General features: G+C 66.3%; 23 protein-coding genes. 7 read left to right on the top strand and 16 right to left on the bottom strand.

The features are described from left to right. Positions 1–139 precede the first annotated feature (139 nt). A complete protein-coding gene (locus ASG43_RS21565) occupies positions 140–556 on the top strand; it encodes a hypothetical protein (protein ID WP_056509463.1) in 417 nt (138 codons plus the stop codon). Between the two features lie 6 nt (positions 557–562). Here ASG43_RS21565 and ASG43_RS21560 read toward each other — a convergent pair whose 3' ends face one another. From ASG43_RS21560 to ASG43_RS21505, 11 genes are all read right to left on the bottom strand, one after another. Next, on the bottom strand, positions 563–1,399 hold the full coding sequence (locus tag ASG43_RS21560) for a dipeptide ABC transporter ATP-binding protein (protein ID WP_056509460.1): 837 nt from the start codon (positions 1,397–1,399) through the stop codon (positions 563–565). Continuing rightward, the gene (locus tag ASG43_RS21555; RefSeq protein WP_082491115.1) at positions 1,396–2,238 is read right to left on the bottom strand and encodes an ABC transporter ATP-binding protein; all 843 of its coding nucleotides are present in this window, start codon (positions 2,236–2,238) and stop codon (positions 1,396–1,398) included. The genes ASG43_RS21560 and ASG43_RS21555 overlap by 4 nt, the downstream gene beginning before the upstream one ends. Positions 2,239–2,278: 40 nt before the next feature. Then, a complete protein-coding gene (locus ASG43_RS21550) occupies positions 2,279–2,842 on the bottom strand; it encodes a hypothetical protein (protein ID WP_056509458.1) in 564 nt (187 codons plus the stop codon). A gap of 4 nt (positions 2,843–2,846) precedes the next feature. After that, the gene (locus ASG43_RS21545; RefSeq protein WP_056509659.1) at positions 2,847–3,725 is read right to left on the bottom strand and encodes an ABC transporter permease subunit; all 879 of its coding nucleotides are present in this window, start codon (positions 3,723–3,725) and stop codon (positions 2,847–2,849) included. A gap of 59 nt (positions 3,726–3,784) precedes the next feature. Continuing rightward, on the bottom strand, positions 3,785–4,792 hold the full coding sequence (locus ASG43_RS21540) for an ABC transporter permease subunit (RefSeq protein ID WP_056509456.1): 1,008 nt from the start codon (positions 4,790–4,792) through the stop codon (positions 3,785–3,787). Between the two features lie 90 nt (positions 4,793–4,882). Further along, positions 4,883–6,478, bottom strand: a complete 1,596-nt coding sequence (locus tag ASG43_RS21535; RefSeq protein WP_056509453.1) for an ABC transporter substrate-binding protein — start codon at positions 6,476–6,478, stop codon at positions 4,883–4,885. A gap of 218 nt (positions 6,479–6,696) precedes the next feature. After that, the gene (gene apbC / locus ASG43_RS21530; RefSeq protein WP_056509657.1) at positions 6,697–7,935 is read right to left on the bottom strand and encodes an iron-sulfur cluster carrier protein ApbC; all 1,239 of its coding nucleotides are present in this window, start codon (positions 7,933–7,935) and stop codon (positions 6,697–6,699) included. Between the two features lie 561 nt (positions 7,936–8,496). Then, positions 8,497–8,778 carry a hypothetical protein gene (locus tag ASG43_RS21520; RefSeq protein WP_056509449.1) on the bottom strand — a complete coding sequence of 94 codons (282 nt, stop codon included), beginning with the start codon at positions 8,776–8,778 and terminating at the stop codon, positions 8,497–8,499. A gap of 160 nt (positions 8,779–8,938) precedes the next feature. Continuing rightward, positions 8,939–9,229, bottom strand: a complete 291-nt coding sequence (locus ASG43_RS21515; RefSeq protein ID WP_056509446.1) for a hypothetical protein — start codon at positions 9,227–9,229, stop codon at positions 8,939–8,941. A 456-nt stretch (positions 9,230–9,685) separates the two neighbouring features. Further along, on the bottom strand, positions 9,686–10,657 hold the full coding sequence (locus ASG43_RS21510) for a PAS domain-containing sensor histidine kinase (protein WP_056509443.1): 972 nt from the start codon (positions 10,655–10,657) through the stop codon (positions 9,686–9,688). Positions 10,658–10,951: 294 nt separating this feature from the next. After that, complete coding sequence (locus ASG43_RS21505; protein WP_056509440.1) at positions 10,952–11,746, bottom strand: response regulator; 795 nt, start codon at positions 11,744–11,746, stop codon at positions 10,952–10,954. Between the two features lie 327 nt (positions 11,747–12,073). Between ASG43_RS21505 and ASG43_RS21500 the strand changes: the two genes are divergently transcribed. The 6 genes from ASG43_RS21500 to ASG43_RS21475 all read left to right on the top strand — a co-directional run bounded on the left by ASG43_RS21500 (position 12,074) and on the right by ASG43_RS21475 (position 14,702). Next, on the top strand, positions 12,074–12,259 hold the full coding sequence (locus ASG43_RS21500) for a NepR family anti-sigma factor (RefSeq protein WP_056509655.1): 186 nt from the start codon (positions 12,074–12,076) through the stop codon (positions 12,257–12,259). Between the two features lie 13 nt (positions 12,260–12,272). Continuing rightward, complete coding sequence (locus ASG43_RS21495; RefSeq protein ID WP_056509437.1) at positions 12,273–12,824, top strand: sigma-70 family RNA polymerase sigma factor; 552 nt, start codon at positions 12,273–12,275, stop codon at positions 12,822–12,824. 133 nt (positions 12,825–12,957) lie between these two features. Then, positions 12,958–13,308 (top strand): hypothetical protein, encoded by a 351-nt coding sequence (locus tag ASG43_RS21490; RefSeq protein ID WP_056509434.1) that lies wholly within the window; start codon positions 12,958–12,960, stop codon positions 13,306–13,308. A 1-nt stretch (position 13,309) separates the two neighbouring features. Further along, positions 13,310–13,747: a hypothetical protein gene (locus ASG43_RS21485; RefSeq protein ID WP_056509432.1), complete on the top strand. Its 438-nt coding sequence runs from the start codon at positions 13,310–13,312 to the stop codon at positions 13,745–13,747. A gap of 284 nt (positions 13,748–14,031) precedes the next feature. Next, complete coding sequence (locus ASG43_RS21480; protein ID WP_056509430.1) at positions 14,032–14,319, top strand: hypothetical protein; 288 nt, start codon at positions 14,032–14,034, stop codon at positions 14,317–14,319. Between the two features lie 26 nt (positions 14,320–14,345). Beyond that, entirely contained in the window at positions 14,346–14,702 is a 357-nt protein-coding gene (locus tag ASG43_RS21475; protein WP_056509427.1) for a hypothetical protein, read from the top strand. Between the two features lie 70 nt (positions 14,703–14,772). Here the strand turns inward: ASG43_RS21475 and ASG43_RS21470 are convergent, their stop codons facing one another. The 5 genes from ASG43_RS21470 to mepA all read right to left on the bottom strand — a co-directional run bounded on the left by ASG43_RS21470 (position 14,773) and on the right by mepA (position 20,522). Then, positions 14,773–15,393, bottom strand: coding sequence for a 2,3-bisphosphoglycerate-dependent phosphoglycerate mutase (locus ASG43_RS21470; RefSeq protein ID WP_056509422.1), 621 nt, complete (start codon positions 15,391–15,393; stop codon positions 14,773–14,775). Between the two features lie 174 nt (positions 15,394–15,567). After that, entirely contained in the window at positions 15,568–16,377 is an 810-nt protein-coding gene (gene dapB, locus ASG43_RS21465) for a 4-hydroxy-tetrahydrodipicolinate reductase (RefSeq protein ID WP_056509419.1), read from the bottom strand. Positions 16,378–16,410: 33 nt separating this feature from the next. Beyond that, entirely contained in the window at positions 16,411–18,165 is a 1,755-nt protein-coding gene (locus tag ASG43_RS21460; RefSeq protein ID WP_056509652.1) for an ABC transporter ATP-binding protein, read from the bottom strand. A gap of 197 nt (positions 18,166–18,362) precedes the next feature. Beyond that, complete coding sequence (locus tag ASG43_RS21455; protein ID WP_056509417.1) at positions 18,363–19,388, bottom strand: glucokinase; 1,026 nt, start codon at positions 19,386–19,388, stop codon at positions 18,363–18,365. A 108-nt stretch (positions 19,389–19,496) separates the two neighbouring features. Beyond that, entirely contained in the window at positions 19,497–20,522 is a 1,026-nt protein-coding gene (gene mepA / locus ASG43_RS21450; protein WP_056509414.1) for a penicillin-insensitive murein endopeptidase, read from the bottom strand. Between the last annotated feature and the right edge of the window lie 153 nt (positions 20,523–20,675).

The raw sequence follows: 20,675 nt of genomic DNA, 5'->3' as shown, positions 1-20,675 counted from the left end.
GCAGTCCTCCCGCACCGTCCATGTCGAGGCGCGCGCACCGGGATAAGACATTGATAGGCTCTTCTCTATACAATCTCAGATAGTCCGCCCTTGGTGTGATTGCGCGCATCGCGATCAGGCGGCTTTCTGGAGATGGTGGATGGCCTATCAGAACTGGACGGCGCTCTTCGCGAGCGAGGGATTTATCGGAGGGGTGCTCGCCTCGATCCTCGCCGCGATCATCGTCTCGATCCTCCTTTTCATATCCCGGAACGCGCTGTCGGCGAGCCGCAAGACCCTGATCCGATCCAAGCAAGCGCAGGATCTGTTCGAAGGCGCTCTGAAGGCGAGCAGCCCCTATGCGCCCTTCGCGTTCGGGATCGCCCAGAGCCGTGCGATCCGCTATTTCCTGATCGCCGTGTTCGTCGCCTATCTCGGCGACATGTTCGGCATCGTCTGGCCGCTGAACATCGCCTTCTACGCTGCCGCCCTCGCCTTCATCGGAAAGGCGCTCACCTGGTGCTACCGGATCGAAAGACGCGCGATGGAGATCATTTCCAACACGCCGGAAACCTGACGGATCTCAGGCCCGCGCCCGCGCCTTCGCCGCCACGCGCGCCCGGATCGTGTCGGGATCGGCCCTCGGGGTCGCGGCGAAGAGGGTGCGGGTGTAGGGGTGCTGCGGGTCGGCGAAGATCGCGTCCGTGGAGCGGTGCTCCACGGCCTCGCCGAGATACATGACCATCACCTCGTCGGCGATGAAGCGCACGACCGAAAGGTCGTGGCTGATGAAGACGTAGGTGAGGCCGAGTTCGTCCTGGAGGTCGGCGAGGAGGTTCAGGATCTGCGCCTGGACCGAGAGATCGAGCGCCGAGACCGGCTCGTCGAGGACGAGGATCGAGGGATTGAGCATCAGCGCGCGCGCGATCGCGATGCGCTGGCGCTGTCCGCCGGAGAACATGTGGGGATAGCGGTTGTAGTGCTCGGGCTGCAGCCCGACCTTGACCAGCATGGCCATGGCGAGGTCGCGCCGCTCGGCGGCCGGCTTGTCGGTGTTCAGCATCAGCGGTTCGGTGAGGACGCTGCCGATCTTCTGACGCGGATTGAGCGAGCCGTAGGGGTTCTGGAAGACGATCTGCACCTTGCGGCGCAGCTCCGGCGAGGTCTTCTCCCGGGCGATGTCGACGCGCTTGCCCTCGATGATCAGCTCGCCGCTCGTCTGCGCGTCGATCAGCGTCAGGATGCGCGCCAGCGTCGACTTTCCACAGCCGCTTTCGCCGACGATCGCCAGCGTCCGGCCCTTCTCCACCGAGAAGCTGACGCCCTTCACGGCATGGACGATCTTCTTCTTGGCGAAGAGGCCGCGATGGACGACGTAGTCCTGGCGGATGTCGCGGACTTCGAGAATGGGTGCGCTCATGCCGTGGCTCCCGCATGGGCCATGAAGTCGGAAACGGTGGGAAGGCGCGTGCCCGTCGCGTTTTCCGGCAGGGCCGAGAGCAGCGCCTTGGTGTAGGGGCTCGTCGGCGCGGTGAAGAGGGTCAGGACGTCGGACTCCTCCATCTTCTTGCCCTTGTACTGCACGATGACGCGATCGGCGGTTTCGGCGACGACGCCCATGTCGTGGGTGATCATGATGAGGCCCATGCCCTTGTCGGCCTGGAGCTTCATCAGGAGATCGAGGATCTGCTTCTGGATCGTCACGTCGAGCGCCGTGGTCGGCTCGTCGGCGATGATGAGCTTCGGGCTGCAGGCGATGGCCATGGCGATCATCACGCGCTGGCACTGGCCACCCGACATCTGGTGCGGATAGCTCGACAACCGCTCCTCCGGGCTCGGAATGCCGACGGAGCGCATCAGCTCCACCGCCCGCTCCCGGCGCTCGCGGCGGCCGAGCTTCAGGTGCTGCTGCAGCACCTCCTCCAGCTGGTAGCCGACCGTGAAGCAGGGATTGAGGCTGGCATTGGGCTCCTGGAAGATCATCGCGACGTCGCGCCCGATCACCTCGCGCCGCTCGGCGGCCGTGAGCGTCTGCATGTCGCGCCCGTCGAAGCGCATCTCGTCGGCCGTGACGGTGGCGGTGGCCGGCAGGAGGCCCATGACGGCCAGCATGCCGACGGACTTGCCGGAGCCGGATTCGCCGACGATCGCCAGCACCTCGCCGGCATCGACCGAATAGTCGATCCCGTCCACGGCCCGGAACGGCCCGGTCGAGGTGGCGAAGGAGACGGAGAGGTTGCGGACGGTGAGAAGGGGCATGGGCTAGGAAATCTTCCGGTCACTGTTTATGTTGAATGCGTCAACCTTGCGGAGTCGAGCCATGCGCGGACCCATCAAGCCTCTCGTCTGACGGCCCTCTCCCCCGTTGGGGAGAGGCGAGCCCCCATTCCTTCATTCGAAGTTCCAATGCGAGAAGCGCTGCATCGGCAGCCATCTTCTGCGTGTTCAGAAGCGCGATCAGGTTGATCGCGTAGCGCTTTCGTGCGGCCGGAGGCTGGCGGGCATAGCCCTCGTGTTCGATGTGATCGATCATCAGATTCGACTGCAGGGCCAGACGATAATAGCGGACGACGGGATGGATGACCTCCTGCGGCAGGACCGTGAGATCGGCCTTCAACCCTTCGAAAACGAAGTCGGTTCGATCGGATGGGCCGAAAGGCCATTCATCTTCCACGAGATAGGCGGCTTGGCTCGTCTCCGTCTGTTCCTCCACGGCTCCCAGTCCCGCGGCAATCTCGGCATGAAGCGCAAACACCATATCGATCTGCCGGTCCCGTCGCCGCCGAAGGTCCAGCAGGCGATCCAGTCCCTTGCCGAGCAGAATGCCGATGACGACGCCGAGGAGCCCGATCAGCGCCGTCATCGCCTCAGCTCCGCTTCAGCTTCGGATCCATCGCGTCGCGCAGCCCGTCGCCGACGAGGTTGATGGCGAGCACGGTGATGAGGATGGCAAGGCCCGGGAAGGTCACGACCCACCAGGCGCGCAGCACGAATTCGCGCGCTTCGGCCAGCATCGTGCCCCATTCGGCCGTCGGCGGCTGGGCACCCATGCCGAGGAAGCCGAGAGCGGCGGCCTCGAGGATCGCGTTCGAGAAGGACAGCGTGCCCTGCACGATCAGCGGCCCCAGGCAGTTCGGCAGGATGGTCGAGACCATCAGGCGGATCGGCCCCGCCCCGACGACGCGGGCGGCGATGACGTATTCCCGGTTCTTTTCCGCCAGCACGGCCGCCCGCGTCAGGCGGACGAAGTGCGGCTGGAGAACGAGGGCGATCGCGATCATCGCATTGCCGAGGCCCGGTCCGAGAATGGCGACGAGCACCAGCGCGAGGAGAAGCGAGGGAAAGGCGAGAATCACGTCCATGACGCGCATGATCAGCGTATCGACCCAGCCGCCGACATAGCCGGCGAGAAGGCCGAGCACGATGCCGGTCGAAACCGCGATCGACACGACGATGACGCCGACGAAGAGCGAGAAGCGCGACCCGTAGATCAGGCGGGACAGAAGGTCCCGGCCCACCGCGTCCGTGCCGAGGATGTAGGTCCAGGTTCCGCCATCCTGCCAGACGGGCGGCACGAGAAGCGCCGAGCGGTCCTGGATCGCGGGATCGTGCGGAGCGAGCCAGGGCGCGAAGATCGCGATGAGGACGATCGCCGCGAAGACCGCAAGGCCGATCACCGCGCCCTTGTTGACCGAGAAGTAGAACCAGAACTCGGAGAGTTGGCGGCGGCGGACGCTCGGCTCCATCGGCCGGGTCGGAATGTCGGTGCCGATGCCCTCGGCGGCCTTGCCGGCGTCGATCTGGCTCATTTGACGCGCACTCGCGGATTGATGGTGCCGTAGAGGAGATCGACGATGAGGTTCACCGCCATGACGATCACCGCGATCATGAGAAGCCCGCCCTGCACGACGGGGTAATCGCGCTTGAAGACGGACTCGACCATCCACTTGCCGATGCCCGGCCAGGAAAAGATCGTCTCGGTGAGGATCGCGCCGGCCAGCAGCGTGCCGATCTGAAGGCCGATCGTCGTGACGACCGGAATCAGCGCATTGCGCAGCGCGTGGACCGCGACGACGCGAAAGCGCGACAGGCCCTTGGCGCGCGCGGTGCGCACATAGTCCTCGCCCAGCACCTCCAGCATGGCCGAGCGCGTCTGGCGCGCGATGACAGCGAGCGGGATCGTGCCGAGGACGATGGCGGGCAGGATGAGGTGGCTCACCGCCGAGGAGAAGGCGCCCTTGGCACCGGAGAGAAGGCTGTCGATCAGCATGAAGCCGGTGACGGGCGGGAAGAAGTAAAACAGGGAGATACGGCCCGAGACGGGCGTCCAGCCGAGCGTGCCGGAGAAGAAGATGATGAGCAGGAGGCCCCACCAGAAGATCGGCATGGAATAGCCGACGAGCGCGGTGCCCATGATCGTCTGGTCAAGCCACGAGCCGCGCTTTACCGCGGCGAAGACGCCGGCGGGAATGCCGATGACGACGGCGAGGAGGATCGCGACGAGCGAGAGTTCCAGCGTCGCGGGAAAGAGCGTCCAGAATTCGGAGATCACCGGCTGCTTGGTGACGATCGACTGGCCGAGATCGCCTTGCAGGAGCTTGCCGAGGAAGATGCCGTACTGGGTGATCAGCGGCTTGTCGAAGCCGAACGACGCCTGAAGCGCCGCGTAGCGCTCCGGGCTGAGGCCCCGCTCGCCCGCCATCGCGATGATCGGATCGCCCGGCAGCATGCGGATGAAGAAGAACGAGATGAGCGTGACGCCGAAGAAGGTCGGTATCAGGAGCCCGATCCGTTTCAGGATGAAGCTAAGCATAAGGGGCCCTTACAGGACTGACCGACCAAAACGCAACGGGCGCCGCGGGAGGATATCCTCGTCCCGCGGCGCCCGTCGGTCACAGCCGGTTTACTCGGCGATGTCGACGCCGTCGAAACGATGCGAGCCAAGCGGGTCCATGGCGTAGCCGGTGATCGACTTGGCCATGGGAAGAACGACGAGCGAGTGGGCGATGGTCGCCCAGGGCGCGTCCTTCTTGAAGACGAGCTGCGCCTCCTCGTACAGCTTCGTGCGGGCCGCCTGATCCGGCGTCGCCGAAGCCTTCTGGATCAACGCGTCGAACTCCTTGTTGCACCAGGCGGCCTTGTTGCCGGAGCCGACGCCGTTGCAGCCGAGCAGCGGGGTGAAGAAGTTGTCGGGATCGCCGTTGTCGCCGGTCCAGCCGGCCATGACGGCGCCGTCGTGCTTCGGGTCGCCCGCGAGCTTCAGATACTGCGTCCAATCGTAGCTGACGACCTCGGCGGTCACGCCGACCTTGGCGAGATCGGCCTGGATCAGCTCGGCCATGCGCCGGCCGTTCGGGTTGTAGGGACGCGCCACGGGCATGGCCCAGAGCTTCATCGAGAGATCCTTGACGCCGGCCGCTTCAAGCGCTGCCTTGGCGGCATCCGGATCGTATTTGTCGTCCTCGACCGCGTCGTTGTAGCTCCAGAGGGTCGGCGGGATCGGGTTCTTGGCGATCTGGCCGACGCCGGGATAGACCGCGTCGAGGATCGCCTGCTTGTTGATCGCCATGTTCATGGCGCGGCGAACCTCGGGCTTGTCGAAGGGCGCCTGCGTCGTGTTCCAGGCGATGTAGCCGACGTTGAGACCCGACTGCTCCATGACGTTGAGCGTCGTGTCCGCCTTCAGCGCGGGAACGTCGGCGGGGTTCGGGTAGGCCGCCATCTGGCACTCGTTCGCCTTCAGGCGCTGGATGCGCACGGAGGCGTCCGGCGTGATCGCGAAGACCAGATCGTCGATCGCCTGCTTGCCGCCCCAATAGTCGGCATGGGCCTTGTAGCGGATGACGGCGTCCTGCTGGTAGGCGACGAAGGCGAAGGGACCGGTGCCGAGCGGCGCCTGGTTCAGCTTTTCCGGCGTTCCGTCGGCGATCAGCTTGTCGGCATATTCCTTCGACATGATGGACGCGAAATCCATCGCAAGCGTCGCCAGCATCGGCGCGTTCGGCTGCGTCAGGGTCAGCTTCACCGTGAGGTCGTCGACCTTCTCGAAGGACTTGACCAGCGTCGGCATGGCCATGTCGCTGTAGTAGCCGTAGGTGTTGTCGCCGGCATAGGCGGCGAACGGGTTCGACTTGTTCGACTGGCGGTCGAAGGAGAAGAGCACGTCGTCGGCGTTGAAGTCGCGCGTCGGGGTGAAGAAGTCCGTGGTCTGGAACTTCACGCCGGGACGAAGCTTGAACGTGTAGACGAGGCCGTCGTCGGACACGGTCCAGCTTTCGGCCAGGCCCGGCACCACTTCGGTCGTGCCCTTCTTGAACTCGGTCAGGCGGTTGTAGGTCGTCTTCGACGAGGCGTCGAACGTGGTGCCGGCCGTGTAGAGGCCGGGGTCGAAGCCTTCGGGCGAGCCTTCGGAGCAATAAACCAAGGTCTTGGCGGAGGCCGCACTGCCGAGGGTCAGAGCCAGGGCCGTCGCCGCCAGAACCGTCGATACTCGCTTCATTCCTGTCGTCTCCGAAGATCGGTGCGGGCCTCCCCGCAGGGAGCCGCATCCGATAACGTTCTGGAATGGCTTGCAAGCTATTTTTTGATCAATACGCCCATCTGCCGTTTTGCAGCGCAGCGATCTCCCCAGGTTTATTCGATAAACTTACTATTCAGCCGAAACGGCCGAGGTCGGGGACCGCGAAGCGGCCCTGGCCCGACCACCGTCGCCTGCCGTCAGCTTTCGAAAACGATCCGCGGGCCTTCCCCTCGCGCGGCGGCGGATGCCGACATCGCATCCAGCGCCCGCTCCGCGATGCGGCGGAAGATGGCGGCGTGAACGCCGTCCGGCTCGGCGGCGACCACGGGGCGTCCGGCGTCCGAGGTTTCGCGGATCGTCATGTGAAGCGGCACCTCGCCGAGGAAGGGAACCCCGAGGGCTTCTGCTTCCGCCCGCGCGCCGCCGTGGCCGAAGATGTCGGATCGCGTTCCGCATTCGGGGCAGAGGAAATAGCTCATGTTCTCGACGATGCCGAGAACCGGAACGTCGACCTTGCGGAACATGGCGAGACCCTTGCGGGCATCGAGGAGCGCGAGGTCCTGCGGGGTCGAGACGATCACGGCGCCGGCGAGCGGCACCTGCTGCGCCATGGTCAATTGGGCGTCTCCGGTGCCGGGCGGCATGTCGACGACGAGGACGTCGAGCTTGCCCCATTCCACCTCGCGCAGCATCTGCGTCAAGGCCGACATGACCATGGGGCCGCGCCAGATCATCGGCGTGTCTTCCTCCACGAGGAAGCCCATCGACATCGCTTTCAGTCCGAAGGCCTCGAGCGGCACCATGGTCCGCCCGTTCACCGTTTCCGGCCGGCCCTTGAGGCCGAGAAGGCGCGGGACGGAGGGGCCGTAGATGTCGGCGTCGAGCAAGCCGACCTTCAGGCCGAGGGCTTGCAGGCCGAGCGCGAAATTGACCGCCGTCGTCGATTTGCCGACACCGCCCTTGCCGGAGGCGACGGCGACGATCCGGTCGATGCCGGGCACGCCGGGCTTGCCCGAACGAGGCGCCGCCCCTCCGGAAGCGGGCGGCGTGCGCTGCGGCTGCGCCGGGCGATGGGGATGAGGGTGAGCGTGGGAATGCCCGTGATCGTGGGGCTGCGCGGACGGCGCGGATCTTGGGACGGGCGGTCGAGGGACGGGCGGTCGCGCGGGCGGCGCCGAGCTGGCACTCCGCTCGGCGGTGAGCGCGACCATCGCGGACGCGATGCCCGGCAGCGCGGCGACGCGCCGCTCGACCTCCTGACGGAACGGCTCGAACCGCTCCGCACGATCGGCCGGGACCGTCAGGGAGAAGAAGGCCTTTCCATCGGCCATGAAGATGTCGGAAACGATGCCGCGCGCAACGACGTCGCCCGCTCCGTCCGGGGCCTGCATCTGTCGCAGCAGGGAAAGGATGTCGTTCTTGGCAGCTTCGCTCATGTCGATCCCGTCGTTCGGCAAAGGCCGAGGCCTCGTCGTGCCCGAGAGATAGACCTCGACGCCGCTCCGCGCAAACACCGCCAACGCACCTCTCGGCAACCCGGCCGTGAGGTTGAGGCGATGGATCGTCGGTCGAGGACCGACCCGATGTCAGGACGACGGGCCGAGACCGTCCGATCCTTCGGGGCACGGCGCGCGGAAACGCCGGCCCGCGGGATCGCGCCAGATGCAGGAACCGGGATTGGCGGCGGCCGCGCCGACGAGACGGGAGTTCGACCGGACGGCGGCCTCCGGAATCCGTCCTTGCGTGAACGGCGTCACCTCGGCGCCGGTCACACCGAAAACCGCGCCGAAGACCGGCGGAAGACGATCGCGCTGGCCACAGGCGGACAAACCAAAAGCGGCCCCCAGGAGAAGGAAGCTCGTGGCCGCAACCGATCGGATAAGTCCCAACATGAACTCGAGCGCTCCCTCGCCATGGTTCGGATATGACCGCATCGCAATGAAAAAGGCACCGCCTCTCGGCAGTGCCTTCTCACGCGTTCGCAGAAAGAAAAAGAATTACGGGCAAGCCGCCACGTAGCGCTGACCCGTGCGGGGATCGCGGTAGATGCAATCGCCAGCCTGCGAGCGGCCGATCACGTTGCCGGCAATGGCGCCTGCACCGGCACCGAGGGCACCGCCGATCAGCGCGCCCTTGGCGTCACCGGAAATTCCGGCACCGATCGCCGCGCCACCGAGGCCACCGAGGCCCGCACCGATCGCCGTCGAGCGGTCGGTCTGCGTGCAACCGGCCGAAACCAGCGTCAGGCCGATCAGGCCCCCCATCATCAATTTTCTCATCGACCCTACGCCCTTTGACTGTCAGTGTGTCCCGAACGCTGAACCATGGCGCCGGTTCCTGGTTCCATCAACTGGAAACTTTTTCCCCGGCCTCGTCAGCAAGCACGGATGCGGCGGCGCGGGCAGCATCCAGCAGCGACGATGTCGGGATGAGCGGATCTTAGCGTGCCGCGACGACCTGCGGTTCTGCATCGAACGTGACGAGCAACTTGCCTGAACGGCTGATCGACCAATCGATCGTCGCCGACTGCTCGAACGCCTCCTCGTCGATCTCCTTGCAGGCGCCGTAGACCTTTTCCTCGCCGGCACCGCTCAAGCGGATTTGCACCGCGAGCTCCTGCTGACATTCGTCGGCACTCTCATATGCCGCAACGGGAACTGGAATTTCCTGGCAGACGCTGGCGTCGGCATTGCAACCAACAAGCAACATGAAAGCGGCGACATGTTCCATGACTGCATCTCCTTTTGCAGATACAATGGACTCGGCGCAGGGCGGTTCCCGGAACCCGGCAGCCGGAAATCACGAGTCCGTGATGCCGCCATTTTGCACTGGATTTTAAGGAAGACTGATGACGCCACTGAACTGACCGGCTTTTTCCGGCATCGGAACCGCGCTTCCCTCTGCGAAGCATCGGACCATCCGGCCGTTCCTGGGCGATCTCAGCGCGTTGGATTTCCTTCGGTTGGGACGCATCGCACGCAGGACATGGCACGTCCGGACGCAACGTCATCGATCCACGCGAAGGGACGGCCTCTCCCGGCGGCAGAGGACGCGCAAGAGGCGCACCATCATCCGCAGCGGGTTCAGCCGGACGGGTCGGTCGCGACCTCTGCAGACCGGAGGCGAGGATGGCGGGATGGAGGCGCTTTCGGGAATTCGGCCGACGGACGCGCGACCCGGCGCAACTCAACCCGTCGCGGGGGCGGTCTCGAACTGAGAATCGGGAATGAGCAGGGAGTAGGAAATCCCCTCCGGCCTGTATTCCAGCGCAGCCTCGCCGCCGACGGAGTTCGGAACGATCCGCTCCAGCGTCGACGTCCCGAACCGCGCATCATTGTCGACCCGGACGCGCGGACCGTCCCGCTCCTGCCAGGTCAGCTGAAGGAAGCGCTCGTCTTCCTTCGTCACGAAGCGGGAATCGATCGAGACGTGCCCGCCCGGCACCGAAAGCGAACCGTAGGACGCGGCATTGACGGCGAGTTCGTGCAGCGCGAGGCCGACATGCAGGGACGCGGTCGGCGAGAGGTAGACGTCGGGCCCCTCGAACCGGACCTGCCCCATCCCGTCCGGCGCGTAGCGCTCGACCTGCATGACGATGAGACTGCCGAGATCGGCCCCCCGCCAGTCCGCATCGGTCACGATGTCCTGAGAGGAGGAGAGCGACTGGATGCGCCCGCGGAAGCGCACAAGGAATTCGGGTACGGTGACGGAATGGCGGGCCGTCTGGCTGGCGAGGCTCTGGATGATGGCGAGGAGATTCTTGGATCGGTGCGACAGCTCGCGCAGGAGGGTCTTCAAGGTCTCCTCACGCCGCTTCTGCTCGGTGATCTCGAAGGAGGACCCGATGATCCCGACGACGCCGTTCGCCTCGTCGCGGTCCACGTCGACTCGAACGTCGAACCACCGCGTCGCGGAACCGGAGGTCATGGTGAGTTCGAAACGAGCCGGCCGCTGCGACGCCAGCACCTCCCGCTTCACCGCGATCGCGCGTTCGGAAACCGGCCCGGTCAGCACTTCCTCGTCGGTGCGGCCATGGGCCTGCTCCGTCAGCCAGGAGTCGCCGGGATTGAACACCCACAGGTACCGCAGATCCCGATCTTGCGCGAAGATCGTCATCTCGGTGCTGGCAAGGGCCTTGAGAGCCTTGAACGCGACCATGTGCAGACGCTCGAACCGTTAATTGACGACCACCTTGGTCCAGCCTACGTCCGCCGGGCCGTGGGGCCCGCCCGCTCAAACAGCCCCGAAGATCTCCCTCGCCCCCAGCAAAGAGCTGTCGCCCATTCCTCATGGTCAAGGAATGCGGGGCGGCGATCGACAGGCAGACGCGGGTGCCGCGCCATCACGGCACCCGGCTAACAAACGATGTTTCGCAGGAGAAGTTCCCCGGGAGGATCTTGGCACCGGCTGCCGGTTTGAAGGATGGCAAACGATGCCGCCTCCCACCGTTCGTCAGGCTGCGGCCTTCTTGTCCGCTTCAAAGAACAGCGCCTGGCTGATCAGAGCCTTCACCATGTCGGGATTGAACGGCTTGGTGACGAGGAAGGTCGGCTCCGGCCGCTCGCCGGTGAGCAGCCGCTCGGGAAAGGCCGTGATGAAGATCACGGGGACCGAGACCTTGGCCAGGATGTCGTTGACCGCATCAATGCCCGACGAACCGTCGGCGAGCTGGATATCGGCCAGGACCATGCCCGGCTTCTGCTGCTCGAACAGCGTCATCGCTTCCTTGTGCGTGCGCGCGATGCCGGTGACGCCATGGCCGAGGCTCTCGACCATCTGCTCGATGTCCATCGCGATCAGCGGCTCGTCCTCGATGATCATGATCTGCGTGGAGACCTGGCGACCGATATCGATGCTCGCCTGATCGATCAGCGCGGAGAAGTCCGCCTCGCCGACCGAAAGGATCAAAGCCGCCTCGCTCGTCGTGAATCCCTCCACCGCGACGAGAAGGAACGCCTGACGCGGCAGGGGCGAGATGCCGCGAAGATTGCGGGAGGTCTTCTCCTCCCAGGCCGAGACCGGCGCATCCTCGCGGATGTTCACCTCGACGGACTGCCAGAGCGACGAAAACAGCCGGTAGAGCGACAGGCGCGGACTCTCGTCGGGATCGAAGAGCGAGGGATCGGCGATCAAGGTCTCGAGCACGGCAGCGACATAGGCATCGCCGCTGGCCTGGGAACCACTGAGAGCGCGAGCATAGCGTCTAAGATAGGGAATGTGGGGCGCTATGCGCGACGACATCGACATGAATTCTCCCCTCGTGTCGAACTGGTAAGTGCAGACGAACGATCCGCCAACGTGATCATAGCCCAAAAGTTCCCGGCACAGGAACCTTTCACGCGTTTCAGGGTTTTATTCGGTCAGGTCCTAAGGAGGAAACCCTGTGCCTCCATTGGATCGGCCGGACGATCCAATGGACTCATCCTTTTGATTGGTTTGGGCTTGCTGAATCGCGGAATGCTTACATCTTCCTGCATCAGGAACGGGCGGCGGCTTGATCGCCACGCGTTTCGACAGGATCGTTCGAGAGTGACGTGAGGATTGATGGAAGACCGCAAGAAAGAGGATGATCCGATGGACAATCCGCACGGCGCCACATCCGGACAAACGGTGGATCTCGGCTTGAACTCCGCGATCGGGAAGAAGCTGAAAGCCTATTACGACGACTTCGCCAGCGAGCCCGTGCCAGATCGGTTTCTGTCGCTCCTCGATGCGCTGGATGCCGCCGAGTCCGCGTCCAAGCGGACAGAGCGGTCCTGAGGAGGCAGTCGTCATGAGTCAGGATCCCGAATTCCGTCGCGAACTCATCTCCATCATCCCCAATCTGAGAGCCTTCGCCGCATCGCTCTCGGGTTCGTTCGACCGGGCCGACGATCTCGTGCAGGAGACGTTGGTCAAGGCCTGGGACAAGCAGCACACGTTTCAGCCGGGCACCAATCTCAAGGCTTGGCTGTTCACGATCTTGCGCAACGAGTTCTATACCCAGATGCGCAAGAAGGGCCGCGAGGTCCAGGATGTCGACGGCATCCATGCGATGCAGCTCGCCGGCCATCCCGAGCAGCACGGCCATCTCGACCTGCAGGATTTCCGCAAGGCCCTCGACCAGTTGCCGGACGACCAGCGCGAGGCGCTGATCCTGATCGGCGCGTCCGGCTTCTCCTATGAGGAAGCAGCCGAAATCTGCAAATGCGCGGTCGGAACGATCAAGAGCCGCGTGTCGCGCGCCCGCACGCGGATCGCCGACGTTCTCGGCATCGAGGGCGACGGCGAATACGGTCCGGACTCGATCTCCTCGCAGATCATCGGGCTGACGCCGGCGGCGTGAACCATGCCGGGTGCTCCATGAGCAATTTCCCCGGATGTCATGGAACCTCGCTTTCGCGGGGTCATTTGAGAAGCACATCGGGACGGCGTGATGTCGCCGCCCCCTTTTGATACATCACACGCGAGGTCGACACATGCAGCCCGAAACCACGTCGAACGACTTTTCCTCGAATTCCGATCCGATCGGGTCCGGGCGTTCGTCCGACAAGGATCTGGAGGTTCAGGTCTCGCGTCTGCGCGAAGACGTCGCCGGCGTCGCGGAAGCCCTGAAGTCGCTCGCGTCCGAGCGCGCCGACGGCGCCAAACGTCAGGCCTTCGCGCTGCGCGACGACGTTCGCGACCGCGGCGAGCGCTATCTCCAGCAGGCGCAGGAAGCGGCGTCCGACTTCGAGGCGGAGATCACCGAGCGCGTCCGGGCCGAGCCGATCAAGGCAGTGCTGATCGCGGCGGCAGCCGGCTACCTCTACGCCCGCCTGTTCCGCTGACATGGTTCTGGCGCTGATCATGCGCCTCTTCACGGGCGAAGCGGGCATCATGTTCGCTCGCCTGAAGAGGCTCGCCGGCCTCTATCTTCTCATGGCCATCCTCGCGCTGGTCATGCTCGCCTTCCTTCTCCTGGCCCTCTTCGCCTGGATCGCGTCGCATATCGGCGTGATCGAGACCGCGCTGATCTTCGCGGGCGTGACCTTCGTGCTGCTCGTGGTGACCTTCGTCATGGCGAAGATCACGGGCCGGAAGCCGGCAAACCGGGCGGACGATCGCCTTCAACGCGACATCGCGTCGATCGCGGGCGTGACGGCGCTCTCCAACGCGCCGCAACTCCTTCGCGTCCTGCGCCAGCGCAAGGGACTGGTGATCGTTCCGGCAGCGGCGGTCGGCTTTGCCGGGCTCTACGGCATCCTGTCGTTCCTTCGCGGGCGCTGAGGTCCCGCACATGTGCCGGAACGTCCGGCGCGATCGGGTCGAGCCCTGTCGCGCCGGACGCTTCTATTGACGCGGAGGCTCGTTGCATCTCCGACGTCGCGGCCTCGCGCCCCGCATAGGGGCCGATCCGGGATGACCGATCCCGACCGGTCGATGCAGGGCCGGCGGTCTCGCGACGATCCGCCGCCGTGCCCCCGGAACCGCGACGGAACCTTCCATCCCCCACCTTGTTGCCACTTCATCCACCGCGCCCTTTCGCGCGAGAACCCGTTCAGGAGTCACGCATGGCACCCCGTCTCGACGCTCAGGACGCCCGGCAGGGCAAGAAGGGAACGCCGGTCCTTCGCGTTCTCATCATCGCTCTCGTTCTCGCCGTGATCGCCTTCATCGGCATGGGCATCTACGGCAGTATCCTGCCGGATGAAAACATTCCGGGCTCGGCCGCCGGCGGCGACACGTCCACGACGACCGCGCCGACCTCGACCGATACCGCCGGCACGCCTGCCACGACGACCACGACGCCGAACGCCACGACCGGCACGGCTCCCGGCACGGACGGCACTTCGAACTGACGCCTGCAACGATGGGGAGAACAGAGATGACCCAGTCGCGCGACATGGGCGGAACGGGCGGGCCTTCTTCGGATGGGCCGCGCACCGATCCGTGGCCGGCCGACGACATCGTCGACGTCGGGACGGGTGGTATCAACCCCGAACTGAACCGCTCGTTCACCCCGACGGCGGACGCCCCGTCCCTGCCGCGCGATAGGGACGAGTCGGAAGACGTGCCGCTCGACGTCCAGATCACCGACGCCTTGTCGATGCTGGCCGATGGCGGCCACGATTACGGCTCGCGGCCGGTGGTTCCCGAGGATGAAACCGAGGGCTTCGACACCGACGCGGAGGTCGATGCGGACGACTTCGCCATCATCGACGAGAGCAGCAAGGACGCCTGATTAAAAGGCTGTCAGGATCGAAATTCGGAACGCCCGGTCACTCCTGGACCGGGCGTTGTTGTTTGCTGTCTCAGCCGTGGAGGATTTCCTTTTCGTGCACCGTGGAATCGGCATTCAACCGATAGACGAGAGGCACGCCCGTCTCGATCTCGCGCGCGACGATGTCCTGCGGCGACAGGCCTTCCAGGGCCATGACGAGAGCGCGCAGGGAGTTGCCGTGCGCCGCGACGATCACGTTGTCGCCGGACAGGACCTTCGGCAGGATACGGTGGATGTAATAGGGCCAGACGCGCGCGCCCGTATCCTTGAGGCTTTCGCCGCCGGGCGGAGCGATGTCGTAGGAGCGGCGCCAGATGTGGACCTGATCCTCGCCCCACTTGGCGCGCGCATCGTCCTTGTTGAGGCCGGAGAGCTCGCCGTAATCGCGCTCGTTCAAGGCCACGTCCCGCACGACGGGCACGCCGACCTGGCCCTGTTCGGCGAGCAGCAGCTGGAGCGTGCGCTGGGCGCGGAAGAGCTCGCTCGTGAACGCCGTGCCGAAGTGGAGACCCGAGGCCTTGATCAGACGGCCGGCCCGGCGCGCTTCCTCGATGCCCTTGAGCGTGAGGTCGGGATCCTTCCAGCCGGTGAAGAGGTTCTTGAGGTTCCATTCGCTCTGTCCGTGACGGACGAGGACGAGGGTACGGGTCATGGGCAAGGCTCCGGAGCAGCGTCTTCGTGGCCTTGTCGGTGTGAACCAGTTCGGGCGGCTTGAAAAGCCACCTTCCCCGAGCATCGGTCTTTCCGTCGGCGTGACCGCTCGCGGCCCCCGGCCTTGCACCTGGAGAAAGGCTCGGGGCGCAGCCTTGCCGATCCGCGTCCTGCCTCAGCCGAGACCGAGAACGTCCTGCATGGAATAAAGGCCGGGCGCCTGCGATCGGGCCCAAAGAGCGGCGCGCAGGGCGCCCCGCGCGAAGATCGAGCGGTCGTCGGCTCGGTGGGACAGTTCGATCCGCTCGCCCTCGCCCGCCAGGATCACCTGATGGTCCCCGACGACCGAGCCGCCCCGCAGCGTCGCGAAGCCGATCGCGCCCTGCGGACGCGCACCGGTATGCCCGTCGCGGACCCGCACGGAGGCCTCCGCCAGCGGCACGCCCCGGCCTTCGGCGGCAGCCGTTCCGAGAAGCAGCGCCGTCCCGGAGGGAGCATCCACCTTGTGACGATGATGCATCTCGAGAATCTCGATGTCGAAGGCGTCGGCCGGCAGCGACCGCGCCGCGAGCTTCACGAGGCCGGCGACAAGATTGACGCCAAGGCTCATATTGCCCGACTTCACGATGCGCGCGCCCGCCGCAGCGGCGGCGGCGATGGCCTCGTCGTCCGCCGCCGAGCACCCGGTCGTCCCGATGACATGGACGAGCCCGAGCCGTGCCGCGAGGGCGGCGACAGCCACGCTGGAGGCCGGCGCCGTGAAGTCGACGACGCCGTCCGCACCGTCCAGCGCGTGGTCCAAACGGTCCGTGATCTCGATCGCACCAGAACCGACCGTCGCGCCGACCGTCGCGCCGACTGCTGGCGATCCCGGCCGCTCCACGGCCGCGTGGAGAACGAGACCGGTCGTTTCCTCGATCGCGGCGATGAGCGCGCGCCCCATGCGGCCCGACGCCCCCATCACCACCAAGCGCATCTCGTCCATGGTCCTGCCCCGTCTTTCGCGAAGGTCGGCCCGTCAGGCCGGAGCGTCGGCCTCGGCCGGCGCGGAAAACTCGTTCAGGCCGTGGAACCGCGCGTAGAGCCCGCCCGTCCGGCCGATGAGGTCGCGATGCGTCCCCGTCTCGGCGATGCGACCGTTTTCCATGACGAGGATCTGGTCGGCATTGACGACGGTCGACAGCCGGTGTGCGACGACGAGCACGGTCCGGTCCTTCATCACCTCGTCGAGGGCGGCCTGCACGAGGGTTTCGGACCGCGTGTCGAGAGCCGAAGTGGCCTCGTCGAGAAGGAGGATCGGCGCGTTGCGCACGAGCGCGCGCGCGATCGACAGACGCTGGCGCTGGCCGCCGGACAGGCTGGCGCCGTTTTCGCCGAGCGGCGTGTCGAAACCGTTCGGCTGGGCGAGGATGAACTCGTGCGCCTGTGCGAGGCGCGCGGCCTCCTCGACCTCTTCGTCGCTCGCATCGGGACGGCCGAAGCGGATGTTGTCGCGAATCGTGCCCTCGAAGAGGTAGGGCTGCTGGGAGACATAGGCGATCCGGGCGCGGAGCGAGCGCTTGGTGACGCGCGCGATGTCCTGCCCGTCGATGAGGATCCGCCCGCCGCCGACATCGTAGAAGCGCTGCAGAAGCGAAATGATCGTCGACTTGCCGCCGCCCGATCCGCCCACCAGCGCCGTCGTCTTGCCCGCCGGCGCGTGGAAGGAGACGCCGCGCAGGACCGGCTCGCCCGCGTGATAGGCGAAGTCGACGGATTGAAACGCGATCTCGCCGCCGGTGACGGCCAGAGCTCGCCCCTCGGCATCGTCCGCCTGGCGCGGCTTGATGTCGAGGATCTCGTAGATCATCTGGGCGTTGACGAGCGCACGCTCGAGCTGGACCTGCAGCTTGGCGAGCCGCCGTGCCGGATCGTAGGCGAGCAGCAGCGCGGTGATGAAGGCGAACATCGAGCCTGGCGAATAGCCGTAGACGATGGCGCGATAACCGGAATAGCCGATGACCGCGGCAACCGCGAGACCGGCAACCGCTTCCATGACCGGGCCGGAGCGCTCGGTGATCGCGGCGATGCGGTTCGAGCGCTCCTCGGCCGCGAGGATCAGCGTCTCGACGCGAGCCCGCAGGACCTCCTCCATCGTGAAGGCCTTGACCACCGTGATCCCCTGCGCGGTCTCCTGCATGGCGCCGAGCACGCGCGCGTTGAGATCGATCGACTGCCGGGTGGCGACGCGGAGCTTGCGGGCGAGACTGGAGATCATCCAGGCGACCGGCGGGCCGGCCAGCAGCGCGATCGCGGAGAGGACCGGGTCCTGCCAGATCATGACGCCGACGAGAAAGACCAGCGTCAGGGCATCGCGCGCGATCGAGGTGATCGTGAGGTTGAGCGTGTCGCGGATGCCCGAGACGTTCTGGTTGATCCGGGCGGCGAGATGCGCCGAGCGGTTCTCGGAAAAGAAGTCGACGGAGAGGTCCGTCAGATGCGCGAAGAGCCGGCGCTGATAGCGCGCGACGATGTTGTTGCCGATGCGGGACAGGATGACGCCCTGCCCATAGGTCACGATCCCGCGCACTAGGAAGGCGCCGAAGACGGCGAGCGGCAGAGAGACGAGCAGCGCGCGGTTCTGCTCGACGAAGATCTGGTCGATGACGTCCCGCATGATCCAGGCGAGGAAGGCGGTGGCGGCCGAGCCCAGCACGAGGCAGAGGACCGCCAGCGCGTAGGCTCCGAAATAGTCCCGGCCGTTTTCGGCGAAGACCCGCCGGAGGAGGCGCATCACGAGCCCGCGTTCGCGCGGCAGGGACGGGGTCGGGTGCTTCTTCAAGACGTCATGCGCTCGGGCTTGGCCAGTCGGTCGGCCGTTCGGATCGGACCGCTCTATAGACCGCCCGCGCCGGTCTGCCTATGGCGTCGATGCCTCGCCGGCCCGCCGCCGCCCCCGGACGGCCGCGCGGTCGAGGGCGCTTTGCGGTTTCAGACCGTCCAGCGACGCCCCGTCGTCTCGATGCCGAAGAAGCGCGGGGTCCGGGCGAAGGTCGCAAGACCGGCGAGCGCGGCGAGCGGCTCGGTGATGACGTAGAGCGGCATGTCCTTGAGAAGCGCGCGATGGGGCGCCTTGTCCTCGAAGGCCTCGCGCATTTCCGCCTGCCGGAGAATCGGGATGATCCGCTGGAAGATGCCGCCGGCGATGTAGACGCCGCCCCGCGCCATGAAGATCAGGCCGAGATCGCCGGCCACGCGCCCGAGATAGGTCGCGAAGAGATCGACGGCCTCGGACGCTTGGCTGTTCTTCTTGCCGATCGCGGCATCCGTCACTTCCGCCGGCGTGGTCAGCACGGGTTCGGCGCCTTCGGAGCGGCAGACCGCGTCGTAGACGTTGACGAGGCCGCGGCCGCTGAGGACCTCCTCGGCCGAGACGCGGCCCTCGATGGTGCGCAGATGCGGCCAGATCGCGCGGTCGCGCTCCGTGCGCGGCCCGAGGTCGATGTGGCCGCCCTCGCCCGCCACCGGAATCCACATGCGCCGGGCGCGGACGAGCCCGGCGACGCCGAGGCCGGTGCCGGGTCCGAGCACCACGCGGCTCGCGCCCTCGTGCGCCGTGCCGCCGCCGATCTTCTGGCGCGAGGCCTCCGGCAAGGCGGAGACGGCGAGCGCCTGCGCCTCGAAGTCGTTGAGGACGATGATTTCGCCCAGACCGAGCGATTCCAGCATCTTCGTCGGACGCAGGACCCAGGGACAGTTCGTCAGATGGATCTCGTTGCCGTCGACCGGACCGGCGACCGCCAGCACGGCAGACCGCGGCTGCACGGAGGTCTTGTCGAGGACGGAGGCCTGGATCGCCTCGTCGATCGTGGCGTAGTCGGCCGTCTGCACGATCGGGAAGGAGCGGGGATCGGCGAAGGCGTCGATGAGAATGGCGAAGCGCGCGTTGGTGCCGCCGATGTCGCCGATGAGAATCGGAAACTTCAGCGCCTGCGTGCTGTCGAGCGTCAGGGACATGGCCTCACCGCCTTGCATTTCAATCGATTTGGATGCGCCAGCGATAAAGCATCGCAGGCGGCAAAGTAAAGCCGCGCTCGCGCCTTTCCCGAGAGCTTCCTCGCGAAATCACGGGAGAGGGCGCGACCCCGGAATGGGCACCGCGCCGGGAAGGGGCGGGAAGGCAGCGCCCCCATCGGGCGCGTCCAGCGCCAGCGCGGCGGGGGCGGCCGGTGCGGACGCCGGCTGCGCGGCGATCTGCGGCTCGCCGCCGCGCCGGGCGGGAGCGGCCAGAACGGTGCGGCAGACTTTGGGAAGGGCGGCCAGCGTCAGCGGCGGACGCGGCTTCGGCGGCTTGGCGCCGGGCGGGGCCGGCTTCAGCGCGACCTTGAACCACCAGTCGAGATCGCATCCCTCGTCCCGTCCGGTCGATTCCTGCGGCTGACAATCGGCCTCGCCGGTCTGGCAGTACATGCGGACATGGAAGTGATAATCGTGCCCGTACATCGGCCGGACCTTGTTCAGCCAGGCGCGGTCGCCGCCCGCGGTCTTGCAGAGCTTCTCCTTGATGCCGGGATTGACGAAGATGCGCTGGACCTCGCGCGATTTCGCCGCCGTGCGGATGAGCTTCAGCATTTCGGGACGCCAGCGCCGCTCGTCCACGCGCTTGGTGCGGGGGTCGATGACCGAGGGCAGGTCCATGTTGTCGCGCTCGTCGTCGGAGAGGCGGCGGTTCGGCATCTCCGTCAGGTAGATGTCGGCGTCGAGACCGATCTGGTGCGAGGCATGGCCGTTCTTCATCGGGCCGCCCCGCGGCTGGGCCATGTCGCCGAAGAGAAGCCCGCGCCAATTGTCCTCGGCCGCCGCCTGCCGGGACAGGCGCTGGAGATAGTCGATCAGGGCGGGGTGCCCCCAGGCCCGGTTCCGCGACACCTTCATCACCTGCCAGGTCGGCCCGTCCTTCGGCATGTCGACGCCGCCGGCGAGGCAACCGTGCGAATAGAAGCCGATCGCCTCGGGCGTCTGGGCCGAGGGAACGGGCTTGGCGCCGAACAGATCGCGCGCGGCCGGCTCGGCCGCGACCGGCGACGAACCTGTTGCCAGAGCGAGGAGCGCCAGGATGGCGGCCACGCGGCTCGGCTTTTCGAAGAACATGACGGCAACCCCTTGGGCGGAATGCTCGGGGCCATGCCGCGCCCGTCCGACCATTTGATGGCGAAAGCCGACACTGGCGCCCTGGATCTTGCCCGAACCTGTCGGCCGGCCTCCCACCGGCCCGCGCGGACGGATCGAGGCGCGCGCCGCGCG

The sequence above is a fragment of the Aureimonas sp. Leaf454 genome, assembly GCF_001424685.1.
GTDB lineage: Bacteria > Pseudomonadota > Alphaproteobacteria > Rhizobiales > Rhizobiaceae > Plantimonas.
The sequence above is the reverse complement of the archived record's forward strand: the minus strand, read 5'-3'. Positions and strand labels throughout refer to the sequence as shown.